Raw genomic sequence first — 25,786 nt, 5'->3', positions numbered from 1 at the left:
CGGCGCGGGGCGAGCCCGCTCACTACAAAAATCAGCGGTTGTAGTGAGCGGGTTTACCCCGCGCGGCGGTGTATCAGGTGGCGCGGTACCTCAGGTAGATCGCGGCGCGGGGTAAACCCGCTCACTACAGGGATCATCAGGCTCTACCGTCCACCCAGCATATCGGCGAAGGTCTCGTCATCCGGCAACCCCTCCCCCACCCAAATCGACGGCGCAACGTGGGGCGAGCCTTCGGTCCAGAACAGTGAGTGCCGCGCTAGGCCCGAAGGATCAATCTGCGCATTCAATTGCGGCATGCCATCGCCGATCCGCTCCGGGTCGGGCAAGTCGAGCCATTGGGCGGGTACCCAGGCCGTGTCGGCGTGGCTCGCCGGTGTCCAGCAGCCGGCCAATGGCAGCGCCTGCAACACCTCGTCGAACGATTCCAGGGCAAACCCTTCGCTCAACGCCGACAACGCCAGGCGCTCCAACTGGCTGTACCACACCCCATCCCGTTCCAACCGCGCCAGCAACGGCACGTCCTCTCCTGCGCTGGCGAGGGTCAGCGGAAAATACCGCCCCACCCGATCCACGCTGGGAATCATCACCCCCGCCCAACCGCTGTCACCGCACACCCCCGCCGCCAACGCAAAACGCCAGATCGGGCTGCACAGGTACACCTCCAGCCATTGCTCACCCAGGCGTTCACGACTGCACTGCAAACCGGCCTGCAGCCAACTGTCCCAGGTGTTCAAAAACGCCGGCGGCAAACGGCGGCTGACAAAATCCCCATGGCTTGCGACCTTGCCGAAAAATCCATTCATGACGGGTCCTTAAAAACTGCTGGGGCAATGGAACGACTCTGAACCGTCGCGGCGGAACGGGTTGATCACACTGCTGGCGCGCAACTGGTACGCCACGCGGTGGCCCTCCACGGTGAAGGTCAATTGCAATTGCTCGCCCTGGGCGCTAACCGCCGCCTTGTCCATCATGCGCAGCCAGCCCCACGGGCCGTCACTGCGCAACGGGTTGACCAGCGCCGGCGTGGTGTCCAGGCGCACCAACCCGCCAGACTTGCCGCTGGGCAGGGAGATGCTGGTGAAGTCCGGCGAAGTGCCGGTGTCGTACACCACCGGCTGGCCATCGATGTCCAGGGTCACTTTGGTCAACGCCGGATCAGCCCCCAGGGCCTTCAGATCAAAACGCATCGACGGCTGGCGCGCCCCCGCCACAAAGAACATGTCGCGCAGCTTGGCGCCACGCTGGAACTGATTAAGCACCTCCTGGGAGATATTCAGCGGCGTCACTCCGCTGGAGCGCCAGCGCCACTGGCTGCCACTCATGTCGACATAAGCCGCCAGGTTCTTGCTGAAAAAGTCATCCATCAAGCCACCGGGGCCGAAGAACTTGCCGAAGTCGTCGGCGGTGGCGTCACGCCCGGAACTGCGCACCAGCGGGTAGCGCCCCTCAATCGCCACCCGGCAGAACGGCGCGCCAGTGGCCTCCCACAGCGCGTTCAAGCGGGCCTTTTCATTGCCCAGGGTGAGCGCGGTGCCACCGGCCTCCACATCGCGCAGCAAGGTCGACAAAGGTGCCGGCTGGGTGTCGCCCGAACGCTTCAAGCGCCCCAGCACTTCGTTGGACGGTGCCGGCGCAGCACTGCGGCGGGCTGCATCGGCGCTGTCGAAAAACTGCCCGGCATCTTTCAGCGAAGCCAGCACGTCATCCAATGGCTGCGGCCCGGCACCGGTTCCGACCAGACGATGCAGCGCTGCAAAATGCTGGTCCACCGGGTTGGCCGAAGCGTCCGCGACCGGTGCCTGGCTGTCGCCGCCCAACGCCGATTGCAGTTTCTGGGTGGCCGCCGCGATCTTGTCGCGCACGCGCTGGTCGGTGTCCTTGGCGGTGGCCGAAGTCAGGGCGCCTTCCAGGGTGGTTTCCCTGGACACGGCCTGCAGCAACGCGCGCAACGGCGAATCGCTGGCAGACAGCGCGTTGCTGACCTGGGACGCCTGGCCGAGGCCGGTCAACGGCACCAGGTGCACATCCGCGAGAAAGGTGTCCCACTGGCGGATGTAGTCGGCGTAATACAACTCCAGCACCGCCGCCTGCATCGCCGGGTTGCCGCCGGCGATCTGCGCCGACTCCTGACGGTCCAGCACCCAACTGTCCTTGGCCATGTCGGCCACGGCTTGTGGGGTCTTGTCGGTCAGCTCACGGTAACCGGCGATCCGGTACACGCCGCTGACCCCACGGGACAACGGCTCACCACTGGCGCGGGTAAACAGCGACGATACGTCCCGCCCCACCGCGCTGTTGACGCTCAACTCCGGCAGATGCTGCTGATCCACCTGGCGCTTGACCCGGTTATAGATGCGCTGGGACAACGGCATGCTCGCCAGCGCCAGGCGCACCTTGGCGATCAATGCACTGTCGAGCTGCACCGGTTCGGCTTCGTCATCGGCCTCCAGCAACGCCGCCACGTGATCCGACAGTTGCTGCAACTGCGCGGGTGTGGCCTGGGGCAGTTCGCGGCGCCAGTCCACATCGACCCAGGCCTGCACCGACGGCGCATCGAAGAACTGCCGCTCGCCCAGCATCAGGTAGGCGCGCAGGGTTTCATACAGAAACTCCTGATTGCTCGCATCACCCCGACGCAACGCGTTTTCCATGTTGGCGACGATGTGCGGCAGCAACGTACTGCGCAGCAGACGGCGGTACAGGGTGATCGCCCCTGCGCCCAGCTTGTTGCCCTGATACAGGCCCATGCGGCTGAGCAGCGGCACGCTGTTGTCGGCGTCGCCGTAGCCACTGGGTAAATTGCGCGCGGCATTGAGCAACGGCAACGTCACCAGCACATCGCCCTCGGCCGGTAATGCAGCGGCCAATTGCGCGACGTTGTTGGCGGCGCCAGACGCATCGGCGATCAATTGCAGGTTGCGGTTGTAGCTGATGGTCATCGCCGCCAGCAGCAACACGAACACTGCCGCCGCCGTGATACGCCCGGCGCGGCCAAGCAAGCGCCGACGCCGCTCCTCTTGATGATTGACCCCGGCAAGCCCGGCCTCCTTGAAGATCACCTCGCGCAGCAACCGCGTGATGAAATAGCTGCGCCCGCTGGCTACATTCGGCGCCAGCACCTTGCGGCCCAGGCCGAACGAGGCCGCCAGCGAAGTCAGCACGCGGTCAATCGGGCTGCCTTCCTGGGTGCCGCTGGTGAAGTACACCCCACGCAGCAGCGCCGGCTCCTGGTAGCGGTTGGTTTCAAACACCGTGTTGAGAAAGCGCGTCAGGCCATCGCCCAGGCTGGCAAATTGTTGCGGGAAGCTATAGAGCAAGGCACGTCGCGACAGGTCGCGCTCCTGCTGCAACCGCTCCAGTACCCGCCGCTGCAACTGACGTTCCAACGCATCGAACTCGCCCGGGAACGACGCCAACCCGGTGTCGGGCTGCGGTGGCTGGGGCAAGGGAAAGGTCACCCCCCACACCTGGGCACGCTCGTCGCGGCCGAACGTCTCGAAAAACTCCGAGAAGCCCGCCAGCAAATCGCACTTGGTGATGATCACGTACACCGGAAACCGCAGGCCCAGGCGCTCATACAGCTCGTTGATGCGCGCGCGGATCGCCACGGCCTGGGCCTGACGCTGGGCGTCGGTCTGTTGCAGCAGGTCGCTGACACTCAAGGCCACGATCACACCGTTGACCGGGCGCTGGCGACGGTACTTTTTCAGCAGGTCGAGAAAGCCGCCCCAGGCCGCCTTGTCCACCTCGGTGTAGCTGTCCTGAGTGGTGTAGCGCCCGGCGGTGTCGAGCAACACGGCTTCGTCGGTGAACCACCAGTCGCAATGCCGCGTACCGCCCACACCGCCGATGGCGCCACTGCCCATGGCTTCGCGCAGGGGAAACTGCAGGCCAGAGTGGGTCAGCGCGGTGGTCTTGCCGCTGCCCGGCGCGCCGACAAACATGTACCAGGGCAGTTGGTACAGGTACTGCCCGCTCATCTTCCAGCCCGGGTTGGCCTTGCGCAGCACCGCCATGGCCGAGCGCATGCGCTCGCCCAGCTCAGCCACTTCGGCCTGGGTTTCACGCACACCGGGCGCCACCACCGGCGCCTCGGCCACGCCGGCCATCAGGCCACGATTGGCCCGCCAGGCACGCCACAGGCGCCAGGCGAAATAGCCCAGCCAAATCAGCACAAACAGCGCGATCAACCCCCAGCGACGAGACTCCGGCGCCAGCGGCTCACTGCCGTTGAACGCCAGCAACGGGCCTTCGTACCACACCAGCAACGACAACAGCGCCACGCCGATCAGCGACAGCAACCACGGCTTGAGCAGCCACAGAATAAAGCGCTCCACCGAGGACCATAACAATGAGAAAAACGAAGAAAAATTCATGGTTATTGCGCCTGGGAAGGGATCAACACGGTGATATCGACGCGGCGGTTACGCGCACGGTTGGCCGCCGAATCATTGGGCACCAGCGGCTCGGTTTCGCCACGGCCCTCGCTGCGGTAACGCTCGGCTGGCCCGGCACGCTGGGCGAGCAAACGCGCCACGGTCTTGGCCCGCGCCTGGGACAGGTCGAAGTTCGACCCCAACCGCGACGTCGCCGAAGGCCGCACGTTGTCGGTATGCCCAACCACCACCACATCCCCCGGCACCGTGGCCAGGGCGTCGCCAATGCGGGCGAGCAGCCCGTCGAAGTTGCTCGACACTTCGGCACTGCCGGAGGCAAACACACCGTCGCCGCGCAAGGTGATGACCGAGCGATCGGCACTGTCTTTCACCGCCACCAGCCCTTGGGCCACTTCCGGCGCGAGGAACCCGGCCAGGCGCACCGGCGCTGGCGCCACGGGTACCGCCACTTTCAGCGGCGAGGCCACGCGAATGGCACCGAGCTGGGCAAACACCGGGTCGGACGCGCGGTTGAGCAGCCAGCTGTAGGTCAACTGCACACTCAACAACAGCACCGCCGCCACCGACGCCAGCACCCACAACGGCACACGACGCAGCATCGATGCCTGCGGGGCCTCGGCGCCGCGCCAGCGCGGTGACAGGTCCTGTTCCTGCTGGCCGCGTTGCTGATTGATCAGTTGCAACAGGCGCTCGCGCAACAGGCCCAGCTGATCCAGGCCACGCTCCAGCACCCGGTAACGGCCCTCCAGGCCCAGGGCCATGCACAGGTACATCAACTCCAGCACATCGATGTGAGTACGCGGGTCCTGGCTGAGGCGCTGCAGGATCATGAAGAATTTCTCGCCGCCCCACGCCTCATTGTGGAATGTCACCAACAAGCTGCGGCTGCCCCACACCCCCGCGCCCCAGGGCGTACTGGCGATGGTCTCATCCACCAACGTGCACAACGCATAACGCGCAGCGGCCACGGTTTCCACATCCACCTGGCTCGCACGGGCCTGGGCTTCAAAGGCCTGAACCGCCTGGATCAGGCGCTGGCGCAGGCTCTCCATGTCCGGCATCGCCGTCAGGGTGCGCAACGGTACCACCAGGTCCAGCAGCGGGTTGGCCGCACGCACCAGTGGGTTGAGGCCCTGGCCGTGCAGCACAGGCGCGGCGCGTTGCACCGGCGCGGCCGCGGTTGGCGGCGGTGTGGCCCGACGTCCGCCGGGGGTGGGGATCAGCAAGGTGCGGTCCGGGTCCTGGCCGCCTTCAAAAGTGTCGTTCACGTCAGTCACCTTGCCTTAATTGCGGATGGCCCAGAACTGCATCTCCAGCCCCGGGAACACCCCGGCGATGTGCATGGCAAAACCCGCCGACTGGCTGAGCAATTGCCAATATTCGCTGCTGCGATCGAGTTCGAAATAGGTGAAGCCGGCGTGGAACGGCAGCTGCCGTGGCGCCACCGGCAAGGGGCGCAGACCGATGCCCGGCAGTTGCAGGTTGACCAGGTCGCGGATCTTTTCCACTGAGCCGATCTTCACCTGCGGCGGGAAACCGTTGCGCACGCTTTCGGCCGACATCTGCGCCTGCACCGCCAGGATGAAGGTCGCCGAGCGCAGCAGTTCCTGATCGGGCAGCACCGCCACGCGAATCCCGTACTGACGCTCTTCCAGCGGGATCGCGATGGCGCGCACATCCATCACCGCCGACAGCGCGCGGCGCAGGTCGAGCATCACCGGGGCGAAGGTTTCCGCCAGGGCGCCATGGCGATACACCGGGTAACTGGCAGCACGCTTGTCATCGCGGGTAAAGGTCGCCAACTCACCGGCCAGGGATGCCAAGTCGCGGTACAGCTGTTCGGGGTGCAACCCCGTCATCGCCGACAGGTGCCGCACCAGGGGCACGCTGCGGTTGAGCACCTGCAACAGCAGGAAGTCGGCGATTTCCGCCGCGCCGCTGCCGTCCGGGCGGGTCAGGCGCGACGCCAGGGCTTCGACCCGTTGCTGCACCAGGCCCAGCAACTCATCGTTGAACGCGCGCAGGCGTTCGGCGGCACGAATATCCAGGCACGGCGGGCAATAATCGCGGTCGAGCAGCACGCTTTTGTCGGCGCGTTTTTCCACCACATGGGCGACGCCCAACACACTATGGGTGTCGGCCACATCGCCTTCGAACGCCAAACGCAGGCGCAGCTTGCCGATGCTCATCAGCGCGCTGCTGTCCAGGCCATTGCTGTCCCAGGCCTCGTATTCGCTGCTGCGATGGCGGGCGAAATTTTCAAAGCTGGGGTTGTCGTCGACCTCCGACACGCCCGGGCGCAGGCTCGGCAAAGCCAGCACCACTTTAAGGTCACGGGCGTCGTCGGGGATCTCCAGGGGCAGCGGCATTTCATCGTCAAACGGCAGGCCCACGGGTGTGCCGTCGGGCAATACACCGCTGTAAGAGAGCAACGACAGCTTGCCCATCGCCAACTGCTGCGGGTCGATTTCCAGTTTGGAAAAACCCCAGCCGTAGGCGCGCAAGGTGGCGACCCGAGCTTCGAGTTGGGTTTGCAGAAAACGGTCATGCTGCTGCAGGTGCTGAGGCTGCAGCAGCATGCCTTCGGACCAGACGACTTTGTTGTTCCAGGTCATAAATTCTTCTCATCAAATGAATGCGTTGCGTGGCGATGATCACGTGCGCATGCGGGCGACTTGTTCTTCGTAGGCCTTGGAAAACAGTTCGCCGAACAGGCGTTGCAGGTCTTCGTCGGCGTCCCGCGCCAGGTCTTCGTAGCGCTCCACCAGGCGGTCCCACAGACGCGCCTTGCGCCGCGCCGGCATCCACTTGTCGAGCGCGCCGTGGGTAGTGCGCCGCTGCTCAACCCGCGCCGGGTCGAAGCGCTGCACCACCGCGCCCAGCGCCGCACGCATGCCGGCGATCACCGCCAGCTCGTGGGCCTTGAGGTCATCGAACGAGGCATTCAACGCCTTGACCGGGCGCATGTAGGCCGGTGAATCGCTGTTGAGCATCTGGGTCAGCGCGCTGTCGGCGTCGGGAAAGAACTTGAGCGGGTTGTTGGAATAGGCGCCGATCATGGTCATGTCGATGTGGCTTTCGCGCTTGGTCAACGCACGCGCCATCAGCACATCCATGGTGCCGCCCGTGGCGGCGCGCAGCATTTCACCCACCAGTTGGGCGAGTTCCGTGGGCGTACGGGTGGTGTGCAGGTCGGGGAGGCCGAGACCCGAAAGCAGTGCCGTGAGAACACCTTCATCCCCTGTGGGAGCGGGCTTGCCCGCGATGGTCTCAGCGACAACGGGGGTCTCCGGAATTACCTCATGTTCAAAGACCGCCATCGCGGGCAAGCCCGCTCCCACAGGGGGGGGGGATGTGGAGAGGCCGAATAGAGGGTCGTAATCCTCCGGGATCACCTGCGGCTCGGCCTGCCAGATTGGCGGGTTGAACGCCTGCAGTTGCGGCGCCACATGGTCGCTCTCGGTGCCGCGAAACACCGGGGTCAGCGATGGGTTCAAGCCCAGCGGGTCCGACAGCGGCATTGCCCCATCGAACAGCGAGTGACCTTCGAGGATCCGCGCACCGGCCAGGTCGTCGTGCAACAGCACCGGCACCACCACTTCCGGGTCGCGCACCATCGCCTGCGGTACTTCCAACGGCGGCAATTCGACGGCCACGGGCGGCGGTGGTGGCACGAATAGCGGCGGCAGGATGCGCGTGGCCAGGGCGTCGTCTTCGGGTTCCGGCGCCTGGGGTTGCTCCAGGCGCACGAGCAACGCGTAGTCACCGATCACCAGGCGATCGCCCTCCTCCAGCACACGCTCGCGGCCATTGCCCAGCGGCCGTTCGTTGACCAGGCTGGGGTTGCTGCCGGTGTCGGTGAGGTAGAACTGCTCGCCGCGCAGGTCGATGCGCGCATGCACCCGGGAGATGTATTTGCCCGGGTCATCCAGGGTCAGGTCGTTGTCCGGCCCACGGCCAATGGCGCCGCCCACTTCGGTGAAGCGGCAGATCACGTCGCCGGGCATGGGTTGGTCGCGGTAGCTTTTAACCAGCAGGATCAGGTTCATAGCGGGCTCCAGAGTGAGTTACTTGCCATCGTCGGCCTCCTTGGGCGGCAACGGCACGCCAGCGGGTCCGGTGGCGGCCGTGAGGGCCAGGGCTTGCGCCGCCGAGGCGGCTTCGGGCAGTGGCAGCGGGATGGTCGAGGCGACGATCATTGCCGGCGTGAGGGTCAGAAACGTGGAGCCGACCTTGAGCGTGATGGTCGCCCCGGCCTCGATCACCACGTTCATGCCGCCCTTGATGTAGGTGTCCATGCCAGCGGTGATGCCGGTCTTCATGCCACCGTTGATGATCATGTTGGCGCCGGCCGCCATCGACACGTCGCCCGTGGCTTTCTCATTGCGATGGCCGCCCACCGACGAATGCCGGTCGCCGCCGACCTTCTCGCGCAGGTCCTGGTCGATCCTGGAATGGCGGTCGCCGCCGACCCAGTCCAGGGAGTCCTTGAGCACGCGCTGGTCGAGGTTTTTCTGCGCGTGCAGGAACACTTGTTCCGAACCCTTTTTGTCTTCGAAACGCAGCTCGTTGTAGCCCCCGCCACCTTTGGACGAGTTGCTCTTGAGGGTCGAACGCGTGGCGTTTTCCGGCAGTGAATACGGCGGCATCGTGTCGGCGTTGTAGACGCTGCCCGTGACCAGCGGCTGGTCGGGATCACCTTCCAGAAAACTCACCACCACTTCCTGGCCGATGCGCGGCGTGTACAGCGCGCCCCAGCGCTTGCCCGCCCAGCTCTGCGCCACGCGGATCCAGCACGAGCTGTTTTCGTCGCGCTTGCCTTCGCGGTCCCAGTGGAACTGCACCTTGATGCGCCCGTATTTGTCGGTCCAGATTTCCTCGCCCTGCTTGCCCACCACCATGGCGGTCTGCGGGCCGTGCATCAGCGGCTTGCGCGACACACAGGGCGCACGGAACTGCTGCTGGCGTGACAGCGCGACAAATTCACAACTCAGCACCGGCGCGGGGTCGGCCGGCGGGGTGGGCTCGTAGGTGTCGGAAGACAATGCATAACGCGCCTCCAGCAACAGGAACTGCGCGTTTTGTTCACTGCGCGGGTGTTCGGTCAGGGTCAGCAGAGCGCCGGGAAACAGGCCACGGGCACGGGTCGCGCCGGTCACGCGCTGGGTGCCGGTGTGCAGCGACTCAATCAAGGTTCGCGCATAGGTTTCACCCTGTTTGCGCTCGGTGTACTTGCCCGGGTAGTCATAGCGCTCGTGGCGCGACTGCGGGTAACTGCCGGCCAGGGTGGACTTGGCCAGCAGGTTGGCGCTGGGCTTTTCGAAGTCGAAGTCTTGCAGCGTATAGCCGCCCGGCTCTACGTCGCCGCCCATGCGCCAGTCGTAGATCACTTCGCTTTCGCGCATGGCGTGGTCTTCGGCGGGCATGAAGCGGATCTGCGCGTACCCCGGCGCCGGTGAGTGCGCGCCATAGGAGTCCGCCAGCACCAGGGTGTGACGCCCCGCCGCGCTCTTGAAGTAGTAGTAGATGCCCTCCTGTTCCATCAGGCGGCTGACGAAGTTGAAATCGCTTTCGCGGTACTGCACGCAATAAGTCAGCGGCTTGTAGCTGCCGCTGAGGCCCGAGGTGTCGACGTCGGCAATGCTGTAGGGCGCGAACACCTGCTTGAGGATGTCCGGCACGCTCAGTTCCTGGAAGATCCGGCAGTCGCTGGTCAGCGTCAGGAACCACAACCACGGGCGCAACACCGCCTTGTAGGTGGCGTAGCGGCCCTGGCGCGTGCTGAACGAGAAGTGGCTGACATGCCCGCTGAAATAGCGGCTGCCGCCCTTGGGCAGGTCCACGGCCACGGTCATCTGGGTGGCCAGAAGGTCGTCGATGTTCAGGTCGGCGCGCTCGCTGTACAGCTCCACGTGGTATTCGCTGAGCCGGGACAAGCCTTCGCTCGCCTGCATGCGCCGAAACAGCAGCACGTCGGGGCCGAGGACGCTGGTCACCTGGATCTCGCGATGGGTCTGGGTCGTTGCCATCGGGGCTTACCTCGCGGCCTCGGCCGTAAAGGCATAGGCAAACTCGCCCGCCTCCACGCTGACCTGCACTTGGGTCGCCGGGGTACCCAGCAGCAGGCGGTTGAGGAATTCGGTGCTGATCGCCGGCAGCATCGAGTTGGTGAGGATCGCGTCGATCATGCGCCCACCGCTTTCCAGCTCGGTGCAGCGGCTGGCGATCAGGTGCACCACGTCGTCGCTGTAGGTGAACGGGATCTTGTGGTTGTCGGCGATGCGTTTTTCGATGCGCCCCAGTTGCAGGCGGATGATGCTACCCAGCATGGCGTCGCTCAGCGGGTAATACGGAATCACCACCAGGCGGCCGAGCAAGGCCGGTGGGAACACTTCCAGCAATGGCTCGCGCAGGGCCTTGGCGATGTCATCCGGCGCGGGCATGGTCTTCGGGTCACGACACAGGCGGCTGATCAACTGAGTGCCGGCGTTGGTGGTGAGCAGGATCAGGGTGTTCTTGAAGTCGATGATCCGGCCCTCACCGTCCTCCATCCAGCCCTTGTCGAACACCTGGAAAAACAGCTCGTGCACGTCCGGGTGGGCCTTCTCCACTTCATCCAGCAGCACCACGCTGTAAGGCTTGCGCCGCACCGCTTCGGTCAGTACGCCGCCCTCGCCATAACCCACGTAGCCGGGTGGCGCGCCCTTCAAGGTGGAAACGGTGTGGGCCTCCTGGTACTCGCTCATGTTGATGGTGATCACGTTCTGCTCGCCGCCATACAGCGACTCGGCCAGGGCCAGGGCGGTCTCGGTCTTGCCCACGCCGGAAGTGCCGGCGAGCATGAACACGCCCACCGGCTTGCCCGGGTTGTCGAGGCCCGCACGGGAGGTCTGGATACGCCGTGCGATCATCTCCAGTGCATGGCTCTGGCCGATGATGCGTTGGCCCAGGCGCTCGGCCAGGCGCAGCACGTTGTCGATTTCGTTCTTGACCATGCGGCCCACGGGGATGCCGGTCCAATCCTGCACCACCGACGCCACGGCCTGTTCGTCGACGCTGATCAGCACCAGCGGGTGTTCGCCCTGTTGCGCGACCAATTCGTCCTGCAACTGGCGCAACTCGATCAAGCCGGTTTCACGATCGGCGGCATCGACCAACTGGCTGCGCTGGCGCTGGATCTGCTCCACCAGCGCCAGTTCGTTATCCCAGCGCCCTTCCACCTCATCCAGGCGTTCACGTTCGCTGGCCAGCAAGGCCTCGACCGAGGCGCGACGGCTGGTGGTTTCCACACCAATCGCGGTTTCACGCTCGATAATTGCCAGTTCGGTTTCCAGGGATTCAATGCGCCGACGGCTGTCGTCCACCTCGGCGGGCGTGGCGTGCAGGCTGATGGCCACGCGGGCACAGGCGGTGTCGATCAGGCTGACGGCCTTGTCCGGCAACTGGCGTGCCGGGATATAGCGGTTGGACAAGCGCACCGCGGCTTCCAGCGCCGAGTCCAGGATGTGCACCTGGTGGTGGTTCTGCATGGTTTCGGCAATGCCGCGCAGCATCAGCAAGGCACGGGCTTCATCGGGTTCGTCAACCTGCACGGTCTGGAAACGCCGGGTCAGCGCCGGGTCTTTTTCGATGTGCTTCTTGTACTCGGCAAAGGTGGTCGCGCCGACGGTGCGCAAGGTGCCACGGGCCAGCGCCGGCTTGAGCAGGTTAGCCGCATCACCGGTGCCGGCTGCACCGCCCGCGCCCACCAGGGTGTGGGTTTCATCGATGAACAGCACGATGGGTTTGACGCTGGCTTGCACTTCGTCGATCACCGAGCGCAGACGCTGCTCGAACTCGCCTTTCATGCTTGCGCCGGCTTGCAACAGGCCCACGTCCAGGGCGAGCAACTGCACGTCCTTGAGGCTAGGCGGTACGTCACCCCGGGCAATACGCTGGGCAAAACCTTCGACCACGGCGGTCTTGCCGACCCCGGCCTCGCCAACGAGGATCGGGTTGTTCTGGCGACGGCGCATGAGGATGTCGATGACCTGGCGGATCTCTTCGTCCCGTCCGACGATGGGGTCCATCTTGCTGCTGCGCGCCTGTTCGGTGAGGTCGACGGTAAAACGCTGCAAGGCTTCCTGCTTGCTGGGCGCCACGGCGCCGAGGTCTTCACCCGGTAGTTGGTAGCCATCGCTGGCGGTCATCTGCGCCTCGGGGGAATCCTTGAGCAACGCGCCAAACTGCTCGCTCAAATCATCAATGCCAACCTTATTGAACTCGCGGGACACGCCATACAACCCATTACGCAGGCTCGGGGTTTTCAGCAGCGCCAGCAGCAAATGCCCGGAACGCACCTGGGACTCGCCGAGCATCAGGGTGGCGTAGACCCAGGCGCGTTCGACCGCCTCTTCCACCTGGGAAGACAGGTCGGTGACCGAGGTCGAACCACGGGGCAGACGGTCCAGCGCGGCGGTCAGGTCGCGGGCCAATGCCGCCGGGTCGATGCCGTAGTGGCGCACCAGCCGGAGCAAGTCCGAATCGGTCAGTTGCAGGATCTGCTGCAACCAGTGCACCAGCTCCACATAGGGGTTGCCGCGCATCTTGCAGAACACGGTGCTGCTTTCGATGGCCCGGTAGCACAGGCTGTTGAGTTTGCCGAAAAGCGCGACGCGACTGATATCAGCCATGGGCAGGTCCTTGAGAAGAAATGCGAGGGTTGATCAGCAATTGCCGATCATCGTGTTGGGGGGCTTTGCTGCTCAGCCAACTGGTCCAACCCAGGGGCGCAGACCCCAGGCGCAGGCCCGGCAGCTGTTCTTTCTTGACGATCAGGTTGACGTCCCAGTCCATCGCCAGGCCGACGTACTGGCGCACCCAGTCCTGCACGCGCTGCAGGCTGTCGCCACCGGGCAGCAGGCGACGGGTTTGCGCGAGGTCCAGGGGGCCGATCAGCAGGCGGAATTTGTGCTGGGTGTTCCAGACTTTCTTGCCCATCACCGTGGTCTGGCCGAGCACGGCGGCGTCGGGGCCGCTGCGCAGCGCGCACAGCCCGTCGGCGGGCAAGGTCATCCAGTGGCCGACAAACTGCTCGACCTGCACCGGCACACCCAGGTAATCGCTGAGCAACGCCGCCAAGCCCTCGGCGTTGCGCGTCTGCGGCCCGAGGCGCCCGGCAAAATGCAGCTTGGCCACGTCCGGCACGGCATTGCGGTTAAGCAACGACGCCTGGCCGATGCCGATCAATGAACCCAGGTACTGGGCGAAACGGTCCGCCCCCGGCCGGTCCAGGCTCACCGCCGGTTGGGCACTGGCCCAGGCGCGGTAGAACAGGCTGATCATGCGGTGGTGGAACACGTCGCAGAACGCGGCCAGGGTCGGGTCATTCAGGTTGCGCTGGCGGTCGCGGATGTATTCGGTGAGGTGGATCGGCAACGGGCCGTTGGCGCCCATCAGGCCGAAAAAATTCAGCAGCAACTTGGGCGTAACGCCCGGCTTGAGCGCGGCGATCATCGCCGGTTCGAACGCCAGCGACGGTTGCTGGCCGAAGCGCACGGGCTCATCCGCCGGGCGCGCAGCCTGGCCAATACGCGGCAATTGCGGGAACGCGCATTCGAGTTGGCGCAGCGCGCCGTAGAAGTCAAAGCGCCCAGGGTGCGCCTCAAGGGCGCTGAGCAGGCTCAGAGGATCTCGCATCTGCCCACCCGCGCCGGCCACTGCATGATCACGCCGCGTGCCGTGCTCTTGATCACCGTTTCAGTGAACGAATTGAGTGACACGTACTTGGCAAAAAACTGTTCCAACACCGAACCCAACACAAACACCCCGGCGCCTTCGAAGGCCGACTCATCCAGGGTCACACCTATTTGCAGGCCGCGCCCGTAGGTGATCGGCCCCGGCAGTGGCAGACGCCGCACGATGCTCTCGGCGGTGACGGAACGCAGGCCTTCGATCTGTTTGTGCGCGGCTTCATCGTCGATGCGGCAATACAGGCGCAGCAGGTCACGCAAGGCGGTGGCGCCCTGCTCCTTGTCCTGGTCCAGCAGCGACAAATAGTTGAGGGACAAATGGCTGACCAACCGCCATGCGGTTTCCCCTTCGGCAAACGACGCCGCCGGCACCGTCGGCCCGGCCACGCAACGCACCGACTGCACCGGCGCGCCGCTCTCGACCGTGAAGTCGGTACGGCCGCTGCCCACCGGCATGCTCAACACCAGGTCGCGGTTGCTGCACAGGGTGTCGATGCCCAATTGGCGCAGGTCGCTGCGGTGCGGCGCTTCCTGGGCGTCCACCAGCGACAGGAACAGCTCGCTGCCGATGTAGCTGGAGCGTGGTCCCTGGCGCCGTTGCTGCTCGGACAGCACCCGGGTATCGCGGCGCACCTGGTAAAAGGCCTTGGGCGGCGTGCGCGCGTGCAGGTCGTTGGCACGGTAGAACGATTCGAACGTCTGGCTGGCCTCGGCGCCGCTGCCGTAACCGGTGACGCCTTCGATCTGGTAGATCTCGTAATCCATCGGCCGCGTGCGGTCCGGGATCACGTGGTATTCCGACTGTTGGTCCGACAGGTGCACACGCTCGGTGCGCATCGGGAACAGGTTGATTGCCGGCGTGCAGTACAGGCCGAAATTGGCCGCGCTGAGGCTCTGTTCCAGCACCGGGTCGAGCTTCTTGAACAGCACGATCACGTCCAGCTGTTCCGCCGCGCAACGGCTCACGCTGTTGGCCAGCCCGACGATGTCGGCAAACATGAAGCGCTGAGGCATGGCGAAGTATTCCTGCAGCAGCCGATAGCCCTGGAACGAGCGCGGGCCCGTGGGCAGCAAGGCTTCGCTGTCGCTGTAGCCTTTGCTGCGAATCGCGCTTTTGGGCAAGAACTGGTGCCAGTCCACATGCTCCTGCACCGGCATCACCAGCACTCCCGCCGCCTGGGCCAGCAGGTGTTCGAGGATGCGCGAGGGCATGGCTTCGCCGCCACGAATGTGCAGCGCCAGGTCGTCCAGGGCCAGGTCGCTGAAGGTCAAGCCAGCACCCACTCGGAGGCGCAGACGCAGCGCCGCCTTGACCCCGCCGAGGCGCGACAGGTCGACCCCGGCCACTTGCGCGCCGCAGGCAAAGTAGCGCGCCTCGACCAGTTCGACCGGCCACAGGGTCACGTCATGGGCAGTGCGGAATTCGCAGGCGGTCTGGTCGCCCTTGCCCAACTGGCTGTGCAACGCGCTGTCACGCGGCACCGTGAACCCGGCGGCGAGGCTGCCTTCGCTCATGTCCGGCTGCAGCTGCACCACGGCCATCGACGGCGTGGGCGCCAGGTATTGCGGGTACACCAGTTCCAGCAGGTGGTTGGTAAAGCGCGGGAATTCTGCGTCGATCTTCAACTGCACCCGGGCCGCGAGGAAGCTGAAGCCCTCCAGCAACCGTTCCACATAGGGGTCGGCGCAGGCGTAGGTTTCCAGCCCGAGGCGGCCGGCGACCTTGGGGTAGTCGCGGGCGAATTCACCGCCGACTTCCCGCAGGTGGGCCAGTTCACGTTCGTAATAGCGCAGCAGTTTGGCGTTCACCGCACGTCCCTTGTCTCGATATCGAAGACCCGCGCCTCGCCTGCTTCCAGGTCGAGTTCGGTCTTCAGGTACAGGCGCTCGGGCAATGGTTGGCCCCACAACTCGCCATGAATTTCAAAGGCCATCTGGTTAGGACTGGCCGCCGCCCCCGAGGGCGCCACCGGCACCACGCGGACGCTGTCACGTAAAATCCGCGGTTCGAAATCCCAGATCGCCTGGCGGATGCGCCGCCCCAGCTCTTCCCGGTCCAAACCTGCGGCGGTCTTGCCGGCAAGGTCCGGCAAACCAAAATTGATCACCGACTGAACCGCCAGCGGGTGTGCGCTGAGGTCGCGGAAACTGCCCAGGCTGGTGCTGTTGAGCAGCCACCCCAGGTCACGCAACACCGCCTTGCGCAAGCCGCGCATGGACAGCACACGCTTGTCACGCGGCTCCACGGCATGCTCGGTGTCGTCGTCGCTCAAGCGATCGAGCAACGACGGTTGCAAACGTTCACGACTGGTCAGCTCGGCCATACAATCAGCATTCCATCGTCTTGGGGTGAGCCCGCTTGCTGTGGCGAGCGGGCTTGCCCCGCGTTGGGCTGCGAAGCGGCCCCGATAAGGCCACCGCGCAACGCCAGGCAAACCGCGGTGGCAGGTTTTGGGGCGGCTTCGCCACCCAACGCGGGGCAAGCCCGCTCGCCACAACACGCCCCCCACCACACCAAGCCGGGTGAACATCAGATCTTCTGGTTCTTCTCCAGGTCCCACTTCTTCGGCGTGCCGGTGATCACGGTGTCGCCGGTGAAGGAGTCGTACTCGTAGCTGATGGTGGTGAAGTTGATGGAGAAGGTTTCGCTCGGGCGCTCGCCATTACTGCTGGCGGAGTAGGAGCTGATGATTGCCTGGCCGAGGATCAGCTTGAGGAACACCTGTTGTTTCTTGTCCGGGCCACCGGTCTGGATGAAGTGGATCTCGGCATCGCCCAGGCTTTTGCCGCACACCGCCTGCATGAACAGGTCGGCCGAGGCCAGGTCGGTGGCCTTGGTCAGGGAGATTTCCGAGAACGACGGGTTGCTGGTGTCACGGTCGGTGCCGCCGCCGCTGATGGAGATCGCACGGCCCACGCCCATCTGGATGGCGTCGATGGTGATCCAGTCCTTGTGCGCGTCGACGGTGGAAGTGCCCTTGATTTGGGTGCCTTTGAAGTTGAGCAGGATCATGGTGGTTACCTTTCAGGTTGATCAGTTGGATTTGGTGGACGGCAGCTTGGAAACCAGGCGCAAAGACACGGTCAGGCCTTCGAGCTGGTAATGCGGGCGCAGGAAGAACTTGGCGCCGTAGTAGCCGGGGTTACCTTCGATTTCTTCCACCACCACTTCGGCGCCGGCCAGGGGTTTGCGGGCTTTGTCGGCGTCGGTGGCGGTGGCCGGGTTGTGCTCCACGTAGCGGCCGATCCAGTTGTTGAGCCACACCTGCATGTCGTCGCGCTCCTTGAACGAGCCGATCTTGTCGCGCACGATGCACTTCAAGTAATGGGCGAACCGGCAGGTGGCGAACAGGTACGGCAGGCGCGCGGCCAGGTTGGCGTTGGCGGTGGCGTCCGGGTCGTCGTACTCGGCAGGTTTGTGCATCGATTGCGCGCCGATGAAGGCAGCCAGGTCGCTGTTCTTCTTGTGCACCAGCGGCATGAAACCGTTCTTGGCCAGCTCGGCTTCGCGGCGGTCGCTGATGGCGATTTCGGTCGGGCAGGTCATGTCGACGCCGCCGTCATCCGTCGGGAAGGTGTGCACCGGCAACCCTTCCACCACCCCACCGGATTCGATGCCACGGATCTGCGAGCACCAGCCGTAGTGCTTGAACGAACGGTTGATGTTCACCGCCATGGCATACGCGGCGTTGGCCCAGGTGAAGTCCTTGGCGCCGGCGCTGTCGGTGGTCTCTTCGAAATCGAAGGCTTCCACCGGGTTGGTCTTGGCACCGTAGGGCGCACGGGACAGGAAGCGCGGCATGGCCAGGCCCACGTAACGCGAATCTTCACTGGCGCGGAAGCTGCGCCAGGCGGCGTGCTCGGGGGTCTGGAAGATCTTGGTCAGATCCCGTGGGTTGGCCAGTTCCTGCCAGGATTCCATCAGCATCACGCTGGGGTCGGCCGCCGTGATCAACGGGCAGTGGGCCGCCGCGCTGACGCGGGCCATCTGGGTCAGCAGCTCCACGTCCGGCGCGCTGTTGTTGAAGTAGTAGTCGGCGACAAATGCACCGTACGGCTCGCCGCCGAACTGGCCGTATTCCTCTTCGTAGAGCTTCTTGAAGATCGGGCTCTGGTCCCAGGCCACACCCTTGAACTTGCGCAGGGTCTTGTGCACTTCGTTCTTGGAAATGTTCATCACCCGGATCTTCAGGGTCTCGTCGGTCTCGGTGTTGTTGACCAAGTAATGCAGGCCGCGCCAGGCGCTTTCCACGCCCTGGAATTCCTCGTGGTGCAGGATGTGATTGACCTGTTCGGTGAGCTTCTGGTCGAGGGCGGCGATCAGGCCTTCGATGGTGCCGAGCACGTCGTTGGGCATCAGCTGCGTGCCTTGCAACGCCTGTTCAGCCAGGGTGCGCACGGCGGTTTCCACCGCTTCCTTGGCCTTGTCGGTCTTGGGCTTGAACTCTTTTTGCAGCAGGCTGGCGAAGTCGCCGGCGTCGAACGCCGTGGCGGGGGCAAGCTGCCCTGGCTGTTCAGATTGGGTCGTGGACATGAAGGCATCCTCAAATTTTGGGCAAAGCGTCCCCGTACCGGGGCAAACAGGGCACCGGCGGCGTTAACGTTTTTTCAGTTATTCAGGTTGTTTGGGTGCACTGCTCAAGGCTTGCATCACGGTCGGATCGCTGAGCAGCTTGGCCAGCAATTCCTCGGCGCCCACCTTGCCGTCCATGTAGGTCAGCAGGTTCGACAGTTGGCTGCGGGCCGTCAGCAATTGGTTGAGGCTCGGCACCTTGCTGGCGATGGCGGCCGGGGTGAAGTCGTCCATGGATTCGAAGGTGATCTCCACCGGCAGGTTGCCTTCACCGGTCAGGGTATTGGGCACCTGGAACGCCACGCGCGGCTTCATGGACTTGAGGCGCTCGTCGAAGTTGTCGATGTCGACTTCCAGGAACTTGCGCTCGGCCACCGGTGGCAACGGCTCGGCCGGTTTGCCGGAGAGGTCCGAAAACACGCCCATGACGAAGGGCAACTGCACGGTCTTTTCCGCCCCGTAGATCTCCACGTCGTATTCGATCTGCACACGTGGCGCCCGGTTGCGAGCGATGAACTTCTGACTGCTTTCTTTGGCCACAGGAATAGCTCCGGTGAGTGGGGGTGAGTACTAAAAGGGTCAGTCGTCGCTGTTGCGAACACCGCTGACCAGCGCCAGTTGCGCGAGACCGTCGGGTGCGAGGTCTTGCAGCAATTCCATGAAATTCTTGTCGATCAGCTTCTTGGCCCGTTGCAGCAGAATCGGCACCGGGCTCGCGGGTTCAAAGGTCTGGAAATAGGTGCACAGGCGGTCGATGGTCTGGCGTGCGTCTTCGCGGCTGTTGATCTCACCGCGCACGGCTTGCGGCGCAGCGACAGCGATGGGCGCCGTGGCAGTGACGACCGGTGCGGCTTCGATGGGCGCAACACCTGGCAGACGGCGACGGATCACTTCGCCGGCGCGGCGCAACAGGGTCGCCAGGCCGCTGAGGTCGATGGCACGGCCCACGCCGACCTTCTCGGTGAGCAGCTGCTCGATCTGCACGCTGTGCTTCAAGGCTTGCGCCAGGGCCGCCTCAGTGGCGCTCAGGTTCTGGGGGTCGGCTTCGGCAAACGCGCCGTCGATGATCGCCAGGTTCGCATTCTCGCCGTCACTTTGCTCACCGGTGGCCGACTCCACCTGCCGCAGGCTCACGCTGCCCAGGCTGCGGGCGCTGACCAGCGGCGCATCCAGCACGTCGCGCAGCAGGCCGGTGGGCTCGCACAGAAACGCAAGAATGTTGATGCGCAGCAGCGGGTCGTTGTCGTCGTCGGGATCGAGTTGTGGGTGCAGGCCGTCCCAGCAGTTTTCCAGCAGGGCCTGCACCAGCGCCAGGCCTGCGGCGAGGCCGACAATACCGTTGAGGTTGAGCTGGGCGCGGGTCAGCCAGATGGCCAGCCGCAAGTCGCGGCTGCGCTCCATCAGCGGCAGCGCGAGGGCCATCACCCGTTTCCAGCTCGGCTCGATGGCCTGGGAGATGGTGTCGCCGTACTGCACTTCGGGCTTGCCGAGGGCTTCTTCTTCCAGCTCGAGAAACTGGGGGTCGTATTCGAAGTTCTGGCCACAGGCGTCGGCCTCGCTCAATGGCAAGGCCAGCGCGGTGAAATCCAGTGGTTGAGCTTCGGTGGGCAGGCCCATCGTACTTCCCTCGTTCAAGTTGTTCTGGGAATAGAACAAGCGAGGGAAATGATTTATTCCGCGCGGCGAGAAAAATTCTTAATGCGCGCTTTCTTCCTCGACGCGCCGCCGGTGGGACTCGGCATACGCGGCTTCGCGCGCCGTCAGCAGCGGGTCATCCGAAGGGCCGATGCCGGCCGGCAGTTCCAGCGGGTTGAAGTCCACATCGCGGCAGGCGCCCTCCACCTGGGACTGCTGGCGGTCGATGACCAGGGTGCCGGCATTGATCTGGCGGCGCCCTTCCGGCCAGCGCACGGTGGCGTCGGTGGTCACATCGCCGGGGTTGGCCAGGGTGATGATCAGGTGCCAGCGCACCGGGCCTTGCTCCAGCCGGGTGGCGAAACCGAAGGCGAGGAAGTCCGGGTCGCGGGACTGCCCGGCTGTCATGGGCGTGTAAGGCATCTCTGGCACCATGCTCCAGCGCACGAAGTGCACCCGGCCGCTGGCGTCGGTCATGCGAAAGGCATTGACACTGTAGAACGTGGAGTTATCAAACCCCGACGCCTCCGGGTGGGAGGCCAGCCAGTTTTCGAACGGGCGGATTTCGGGGTGGCTGTTTTTGAAGGCCTGCATCTTTTGCGGGTCGGGGCCGCTGCCGCCGTACTCCGGCATCGAGGCGCGCAGCTGTTCGTAGAGGCCTTCGGGGGTATTCACCGGGAACACCGGCACGGAGTTCATCGCCATGTACCAGGCCTCGCCTTCCGCGTCGGCCAGGCGCAGGGCCATGCTGCGGATCATGCCGTGCACGTCGGCCTGGGCCGGGTCGCCCCCGGCCGCCGACAAGCGGCCGATCAACGGGAAGTTGCCACGTTGTAACAAGGACGCGCTGGAAATCTCTACCGCATTACCGTTGCTTTCAAAATGGCCGCTGATGCACTGGCCCTTGGCATGGTTGCGACGAAACCCGGGGTGGGTGCCGCCCGCCACGGCTTCCATCTCATCGACGATTTGCACGGCTGTGGGGGACGCAGGATGGAACGACGGCAGCAGCCAGGCGGCGAGGCCTGTGACCACCACGGCAGCAAGGGCGAGGGGCAGGTAATGACGTTTTTGCAGCGAGAAGGTTGTTTTCATCTAGCTATCTGGGATCGCAGCATTGGGAACCCATGCCCGACCCCAGAGCGGTTATTTCTGGATAGCGGCGATCCACATCGGTGCAGGCACAGCAGCAAACAGCTGGGCCGCACTTCGGTCGGCGACAAGTCGGGCAACGGCGTTGAGGTCTACACCTTGTTCGGGCTCGCCGATCAGCGCGTAGCCCAGTTCAGACTGGCGCCAGGTTACTACGTTCATCTGCGCGACGCTTTGCTGGGTGATGGACTGGTCCGGTTTGGGCTCCTTCATCACGCACAACGCCACCGGCGCGCCATTGGCCGGCAGGTACACCAACTGGATCAGGGCCTTGTTGTTGAAGCGCAGGCGTTGCACGCGCTTGAAGGTCAGGCCGGCGGAACTCAGGTCGGGCACGCGCAGGGCCAGGCCGTCGATGTCACGGATATCGGCGAGGGTCTTGGTGACCACATCCGAGGGCTGTGCGCCGTAGGCGACGGTTTCGCGGGTGTAGAGATGCTGGTAGGCGGCGGCCTGCTGAACCCAGGGAGAGGTCTGGGCAACGGCCGGCGCGCTTGCATCAAAACCGGGCTTGAGGGCACCGTTGAATGCACCAACCTGGAGCACCAGGGCATAGCAGGCAGCACCGGCAACGAACGTCAGGGCCGGCCATGCAAATTTAGGTTGGAAGAGCGCGAACAGGCGCGAGAAAACGCTGTCTGCTTTACCGGACGGATGGGCAGCCGCGCGTTGGGCAGGTGCCACCTCGGGTTCGGCCGCCGCCGAATGCTGGGCAGCCAGGGCCGCGATACTGAGCTTGAGGCTCTCGGGCACAGGCGGCAGGTTCTGGCGGGCGAAGGCTTCTTCATAAGGCAGGCACGAAGCCATCAACCGAGAGACGCGCTCAGCCAGGTCCGGCGACGCATCGATCAGCCGCTCAAGCTCCTGGTTCTGTTGCGACGAAAGCTCGCCGTCAACATAGGCCATTAGCAAGGCATCATCCGCTACCATGGGGTTATCTCTCCGTTTGTCATCAATCAGTTTCTGCTAGGTGGTTCTCGGCCTTATGGGCCGAAGCGGCGAGTCAGCGGGTAGCGACAAGCCATCATATTGACATCAATCCTGCCCTGGCAACAGGCCAGAACACTTTCTAAAAGCAGCCGCAAAAACACTCGGCGACACGTACAAAGACATTAAGAAAACACCCTGGAACTGAAAATATTCCCAGGGCCGAATAAATCTTATATGTTTCACCATGTGTAGGGGTACTTTTCCTGACACGATTGTCAGAATGTTTGGCCTGGTACCTGCATAAGCTGTCAATAACCTTTCAATACCCTGCCAAACTGATACATTTTGTTAACGACTTGATACAATTCGCCGTCATCAAAGGAGCCCCAGCACCGCAAAAAGGACGCCGCGACACAGGCATCCGCTACGGTATCGACCTCGTAGCCTGACCGCACCATTTTAGGCATCAAGAAATAAAAAGAGGAAATATGTCGATCACCGGTGCTGACTTACCCGCACTGCTTCCAGAACTGCTGCCACGCCTGTGGGCATTCGCGTTGCGCATTTCCGGCGACAAGCACGATGCCGAAGACCTGGTTCAGCTCGCCTGCGTGCGTGCACTGGAACGCTCCCATCAGCTGCAGCCCGACACTTCGGTACTGAGCTGGATGTTTTCGATTGTCCACTCCACCTGGATCAACGAACTGCGTTCACGCAAGGTGCGCAGCCGTTCGCGCATGGACTGGAACGACGAATTCCTCGAAACCGTCAGTGACCCCGAGGCGCCCAACCCGGAGTCGGACCTGATGCACCGGCAAATCATCGAAGCCGTGGAAAAACTCCCCGACGGCCAGCGCGAAGTCATGCTGCTGGTGGGCGTCGAACGCTTCAGCTACAAAGAGGCGGCCGAGATGCTCGACCTGCCGATCGGTACGGTAATGAGCCGGCTGTCGCGGGCGCGTCAAGCGATCGGCGCGCTTTTTGATTCGCCAAAAAGCAAACCTTTGCGCGCTCGCCCCGCCAATTCTTCAACCTCCTGAAACCGCTCTAGGCCGGCGTCCGCAACGGGACCACCCGAAGGACTACGCCAGCCCTCCTCCCTCCCCGCGAAACGCACTGGGGCTCACCCCCGTCCAGCGCTTGAACGCCCGCCGAAAGCTGCGCACATCGCTGTAGCCGACCTCTTCGGTGATCCGCTCGATCGACAACCCCGGGTTGCCCAGCAAGCCCATGGTGCGCGCACGCCGCACCTGTTCCAGCAGGCCCTCGAAGGTCAGCCCGTGCTCGGTCAGGCGCCGGCGCAAGGTGCGGCCGCTCATGTTCAGGTCGCTGGCGACCTTCTCCAACTGGCTGCCTTGCAGGTCGCGGGAGATGGCGCGTTCCACGGCCTGGATAAGGTCCATCTTCTGGTGCAACTGCGCGCTTTCCAGCTCAAGTAATTCCAGGGCCTGGCGCAACGCCAGGGCATGGTGATTGGGCAAACGCACGTCCATCCAATGGGGCGCCAGCACCATGCGGTTGTGCAGGCAGCCGAACCGCACGTCATCGCCGAACAGGCGCTGGTACTCCGCTGCATAGGGCGGCGCCGCGTGCATGAATTCGACCCGCAGCGGCATAAAGTCCGCCCCTACCAACGCACGGCCGTACACCATGATGCTGGCGAAGAACTCCTCAGCGGCAAACACCTGCACCTCGGCGTAGGGCAGCAGGCATTCGACGTCAATAAACACTTCGTGGGCGCTTTCGTGGGTGCGGGTGGTGGCGATGCCGCCGGAGGTGTGCTGGTGGCGCTCGCCGATGGCGAAGGCATCGCGCAGGGTCTTGCACAGGGAAATCACATGGCCGAGCAAGCCCAGGGTGCCCAACACGTTCTGGTGCCCCACACACAGGCCCAGGCCCTGGTCGGGCAGCACCTTGAGCGCGCGCTGGATCATCGCGACCGCTTGGCGATAGGAAATGCGTTGGGCCGGGTCATCCAGGTCGGCCAGGGTAAAGCCCAGGCCACGGCACAGGGCTTCAGCACTGGCGCCCTTCTGCGCCACCACCTGCCCCAGGGTCTGCAACAGGAACGGCGACACGAGCGCCAGCTCGAATTGAGGGTCAACGGCTTTCCTTTGCATGGATCACGGGTTCCTGACTGAGTGCTTCAGCTCTTGTTTTAGAAACATTCTGACAATCATAGGCGCTTGCAAGAGTCGTTGCATACTGAGTGAAACCTGTCCGGCAAAGTCCCCCTATCTGTCCTCCAAAACCCTGCCTCGCTGCGCGCCGAGGGCTTATTTCTATGGCCTGCGGTGCCCTAACAATAATAAAGAGGCCAGACATGAACCCCACCCGTGCATTTCACCCGCTGCATTTTGCGCTGTTGAGCCTGTTCAGCCTGCCGGCCCTGGCCACCGAAGGTGGCGTCGACAACATCGGCCCCGGCACAGACGGCTTCTACATCCTGCCCCTGGACGTGAACAACCTGCCGGACCATATGTTCGCCTTCAACCTGTATTACAACCACTACGAGGCGCGCAAACTGGACATCAGCTCCCTGGGCGGCAAGGTATCGGACGTGCGCATCAAGTCCGACGCCATCATCCCGCGCCTGGACTACCTGAGCCCGGTGCGCATCTTCGGCGGGCGGCTGGGGGGCTACATCGCGCAACCCTACCTCAAGCAGCAGGTGTCGCTGTTCGGTATGGCTGACACCCGCGAAAGCATGGGTGACACCACCGTCGCGCCGATCATCCTGTGGGACATGGGCAAGGACCTGACCCTGGCCGCCGCCGTGGAAATCACCCTGCCCACCGGCGAATACGACGCCACGCGTTTGGCCAATACCAGCAACAACTTCTACACCTACAAGCCACTGGTCTCGGCCACCTGGATGCCCAACGCGCGCACGGAGCTGTCGATCAAGACCACCTACAGCTTCAACGAAGAGAACCACGACACCGACTACCGCTCCGGGCAGATCTTCCACTTCGATTATTCGGCCAGCTACAAAGTGACCGACAACCTGAGCCTGGGGGTCAACGGCTACTACCTCAAGCAGACCACCGACGATAAGCAGTACGGGCGCACGGTGGTCAACATCTTCGGCGAGGACGTGAACGACGGCGTGCGCGGGCAGGTGTTTGCGATTGGGCCTGCGGTGTATTTCACCTTTCTCAAATACGCCAGTGCGGAGATTCGCTGGGCCAAGGAATTCGACGTGAAGAATCGGCCGGAGGGTGACATGTTGTGGGCGAAGCTGACGATTCCGTTTGCCCTGTAAAATGTGGGAGCTGGCTTGCCTGCGATGGCATCACGGAGGTGTGACTGACACACCGAGGTGCCTGCATCGCGGGCAAGCCCGCTCCCACATTTTTACCTCGGGG

19 protein-coding genes are annotated in these 25,786 nt (G+C 64.0%); 2 read left to right on the top strand and 17 right to left on the bottom strand.

Going from position 1 to position 25,786, the window contains the following annotated elements; translation table 11 throughout:
- Positions 1–143: 143 nt before the first annotated feature.
- From tagF to HX792_RS07390, 16 genes are all read right to left on the bottom strand, one after another.
- The gene (gene tagF / locus HX792_RS07465; RefSeq protein WP_176995471.1) at positions 144–803 is read right to left on the bottom strand and encodes a type VI secretion system-associated protein TagF; all 660 of its coding nucleotides are present in this window, start codon (positions 801–803) and stop codon (positions 144–146) included.
- A 9-nt stretch (positions 804–812) separates the two neighbouring features.
- Positions 813–4,376: a type VI secretion system membrane subunit TssM gene (tssM, locus tag HX792_RS07460; protein ID WP_176995470.1), complete on the bottom strand. Its 3,564-nt coding sequence runs from the start codon at positions 4,374–4,376 to the stop codon at positions 813–815.
- A gap of 2 nt (positions 4,377–4,378) precedes the next feature.
- Complete coding sequence (gene icmH, locus HX792_RS07455) at positions 4,379–5,665, bottom strand: type IVB secretion system protein IcmH/DotU (RefSeq protein ID WP_176995469.1); 1,287 nt, start codon at positions 5,663–5,665, stop codon at positions 4,379–4,381.
- A 15-nt stretch (positions 5,666–5,680) separates the two neighbouring features.
- Entirely contained in the window at positions 5,681–7,012 is a 1,332-nt protein-coding gene (gene tssK, locus HX792_RS07450) for a type VI secretion system baseplate subunit TssK (RefSeq protein ID WP_176995468.1), read from the bottom strand.
- Positions 7,013–7,051: 39 nt separating this feature from the next.
- A complete protein-coding gene (gene tagH / locus HX792_RS07445; protein WP_176995467.1) occupies positions 7,052–8,446 on the bottom strand; it encodes a type VI secretion system-associated FHA domain protein TagH in 1,395 nt (464 codons plus the stop codon).
- 18 nt (positions 8,447–8,464) lie between these two features.
- A complete protein-coding gene (locus HX792_RS07440) occupies positions 8,465–10,426 on the bottom strand; it encodes a type VI secretion system Vgr family protein (protein WP_176995466.1) in 1,962 nt (653 codons plus the stop codon).
- A 6-nt stretch (positions 10,427–10,432) separates the two neighbouring features.
- Entirely contained in the window at positions 10,433–13,069 is a 2,637-nt protein-coding gene (gene tssH, locus HX792_RS07435) for a type VI secretion system ATPase TssH (RefSeq protein ID WP_176995465.1), read from the bottom strand.
- The gene (gene tssG / locus HX792_RS07430) at positions 13,062–14,075 is read right to left on the bottom strand and encodes a type VI secretion system baseplate subunit TssG (protein ID WP_218172596.1); all 1,014 of its coding nucleotides are present in this window, start codon (positions 14,073–14,075) and stop codon (positions 13,062–13,064) included. Before tssG ends, tssH begins: the two co-directional genes overlap by 8 nt.
- Positions 14,060–15,937, bottom strand: a complete 1,878-nt coding sequence (gene tssF, locus HX792_RS07425) for a type VI secretion system baseplate subunit TssF (RefSeq protein WP_176995463.1) — start codon at positions 15,935–15,937, stop codon at positions 14,060–14,062. Before tssF ends, tssG begins: the two co-directional genes overlap by 16 nt.
- Complete coding sequence (gene tssE, locus HX792_RS07420; protein ID WP_176995462.1) at positions 15,934–16,452, bottom strand: type VI secretion system baseplate subunit TssE; 519 nt, start codon at positions 16,450–16,452, stop codon at positions 15,934–15,936. Before tssE ends, tssF begins: the two co-directional genes overlap by 4 nt.
- Positions 16,453–16,658: 206 nt before the next feature.
- A complete protein-coding gene (locus HX792_RS07415; protein ID WP_176995461.1) occupies positions 16,659–17,141 on the bottom strand; it encodes a type VI secretion system tube protein Hcp in 483 nt (160 codons plus the stop codon).
- A gap of 21 nt (positions 17,142–17,162) precedes the next feature.
- Entirely contained in the window at positions 17,163–18,662 is a 1,500-nt protein-coding gene (gene tssC, locus HX792_RS07410; protein ID WP_176995460.1) for a type VI secretion system contractile sheath large subunit, read from the bottom strand.
- A 78-nt stretch (positions 18,663–18,740) separates the two neighbouring features.
- On the bottom strand, positions 18,741–19,241 hold the full coding sequence (gene tssB / locus HX792_RS07405; protein ID WP_176995459.1) for a type VI secretion system contractile sheath small subunit: 501 nt from the start codon (positions 19,239–19,241) through the stop codon (positions 18,741–18,743).
- Between the two features lie 39 nt (positions 19,242–19,280).
- A complete protein-coding gene (gene tssA / locus HX792_RS07400) occupies positions 19,281–20,318 on the bottom strand; it encodes a type VI secretion system protein TssA (RefSeq protein WP_176995458.1) in 1,038 nt (345 codons plus the stop codon).
- 78 nt (positions 20,319–20,396) lie between these two features.
- Positions 20,397–21,431, bottom strand: coding sequence for a catalase family peroxidase (locus HX792_RS07395; protein WP_176995457.1), 1,035 nt, complete (start codon positions 21,429–21,431; stop codon positions 20,397–20,399).
- A gap of 51 nt (positions 21,432–21,482) precedes the next feature.
- Positions 21,483–22,418: an anti-sigma factor gene (locus HX792_RS07390; protein ID WP_256349818.1), complete on the bottom strand. Its 936-nt coding sequence runs from the start codon at positions 22,416–22,418 to the stop codon at positions 21,483–21,485.
- Positions 22,419–22,906: 488 nt separating this feature from the next.
- On the opposite strand from HX792_RS07390, the gene HX792_RS07385 reads away from it, so the two are divergent.
- A complete protein-coding gene (locus HX792_RS07385) occupies positions 22,907–23,458 on the top strand; it encodes an RNA polymerase sigma factor (protein WP_176995456.1) in 552 nt (183 codons plus the stop codon).
- A gap of 42 nt (positions 23,459–23,500) precedes the next feature.
- On the opposite strand, the gene HX792_RS07380 is transcribed toward HX792_RS07385, so the two are convergent.
- Positions 23,501–24,538 (bottom strand): AraC family transcriptional regulator, encoded by a 1,038-nt coding sequence (locus tag HX792_RS07380; protein WP_176995455.1) that lies wholly within the window; start codon positions 24,536–24,538, stop codon positions 23,501–23,503.
- 203 nt (positions 24,539–24,741) lie between these two features.
- On the opposite strand from HX792_RS07380, the gene HX792_RS07375 reads away from it, so the two are divergent.
- Positions 24,742–25,683 (top strand): transporter, encoded by a 942-nt coding sequence (locus HX792_RS07375; RefSeq protein WP_176995454.1) that lies wholly within the window; start codon positions 24,742–24,744, stop codon positions 25,681–25,683.
- Positions 25,684–25,786: the final 103 nt, after the last annotated feature.

The organism is Pseudomonas sp. B6002 (assembly GCF_013385985.1).
Taxonomy (GTDB): domain Bacteria; phylum Pseudomonadota; class Gammaproteobacteria; order Pseudomonadales; family Pseudomonadaceae; genus Aquipseudomonas.
Note: the sequence above shows the minus strand (reverse complement) of the source record. Positions and strands in the feature narration are given on the sequence as shown.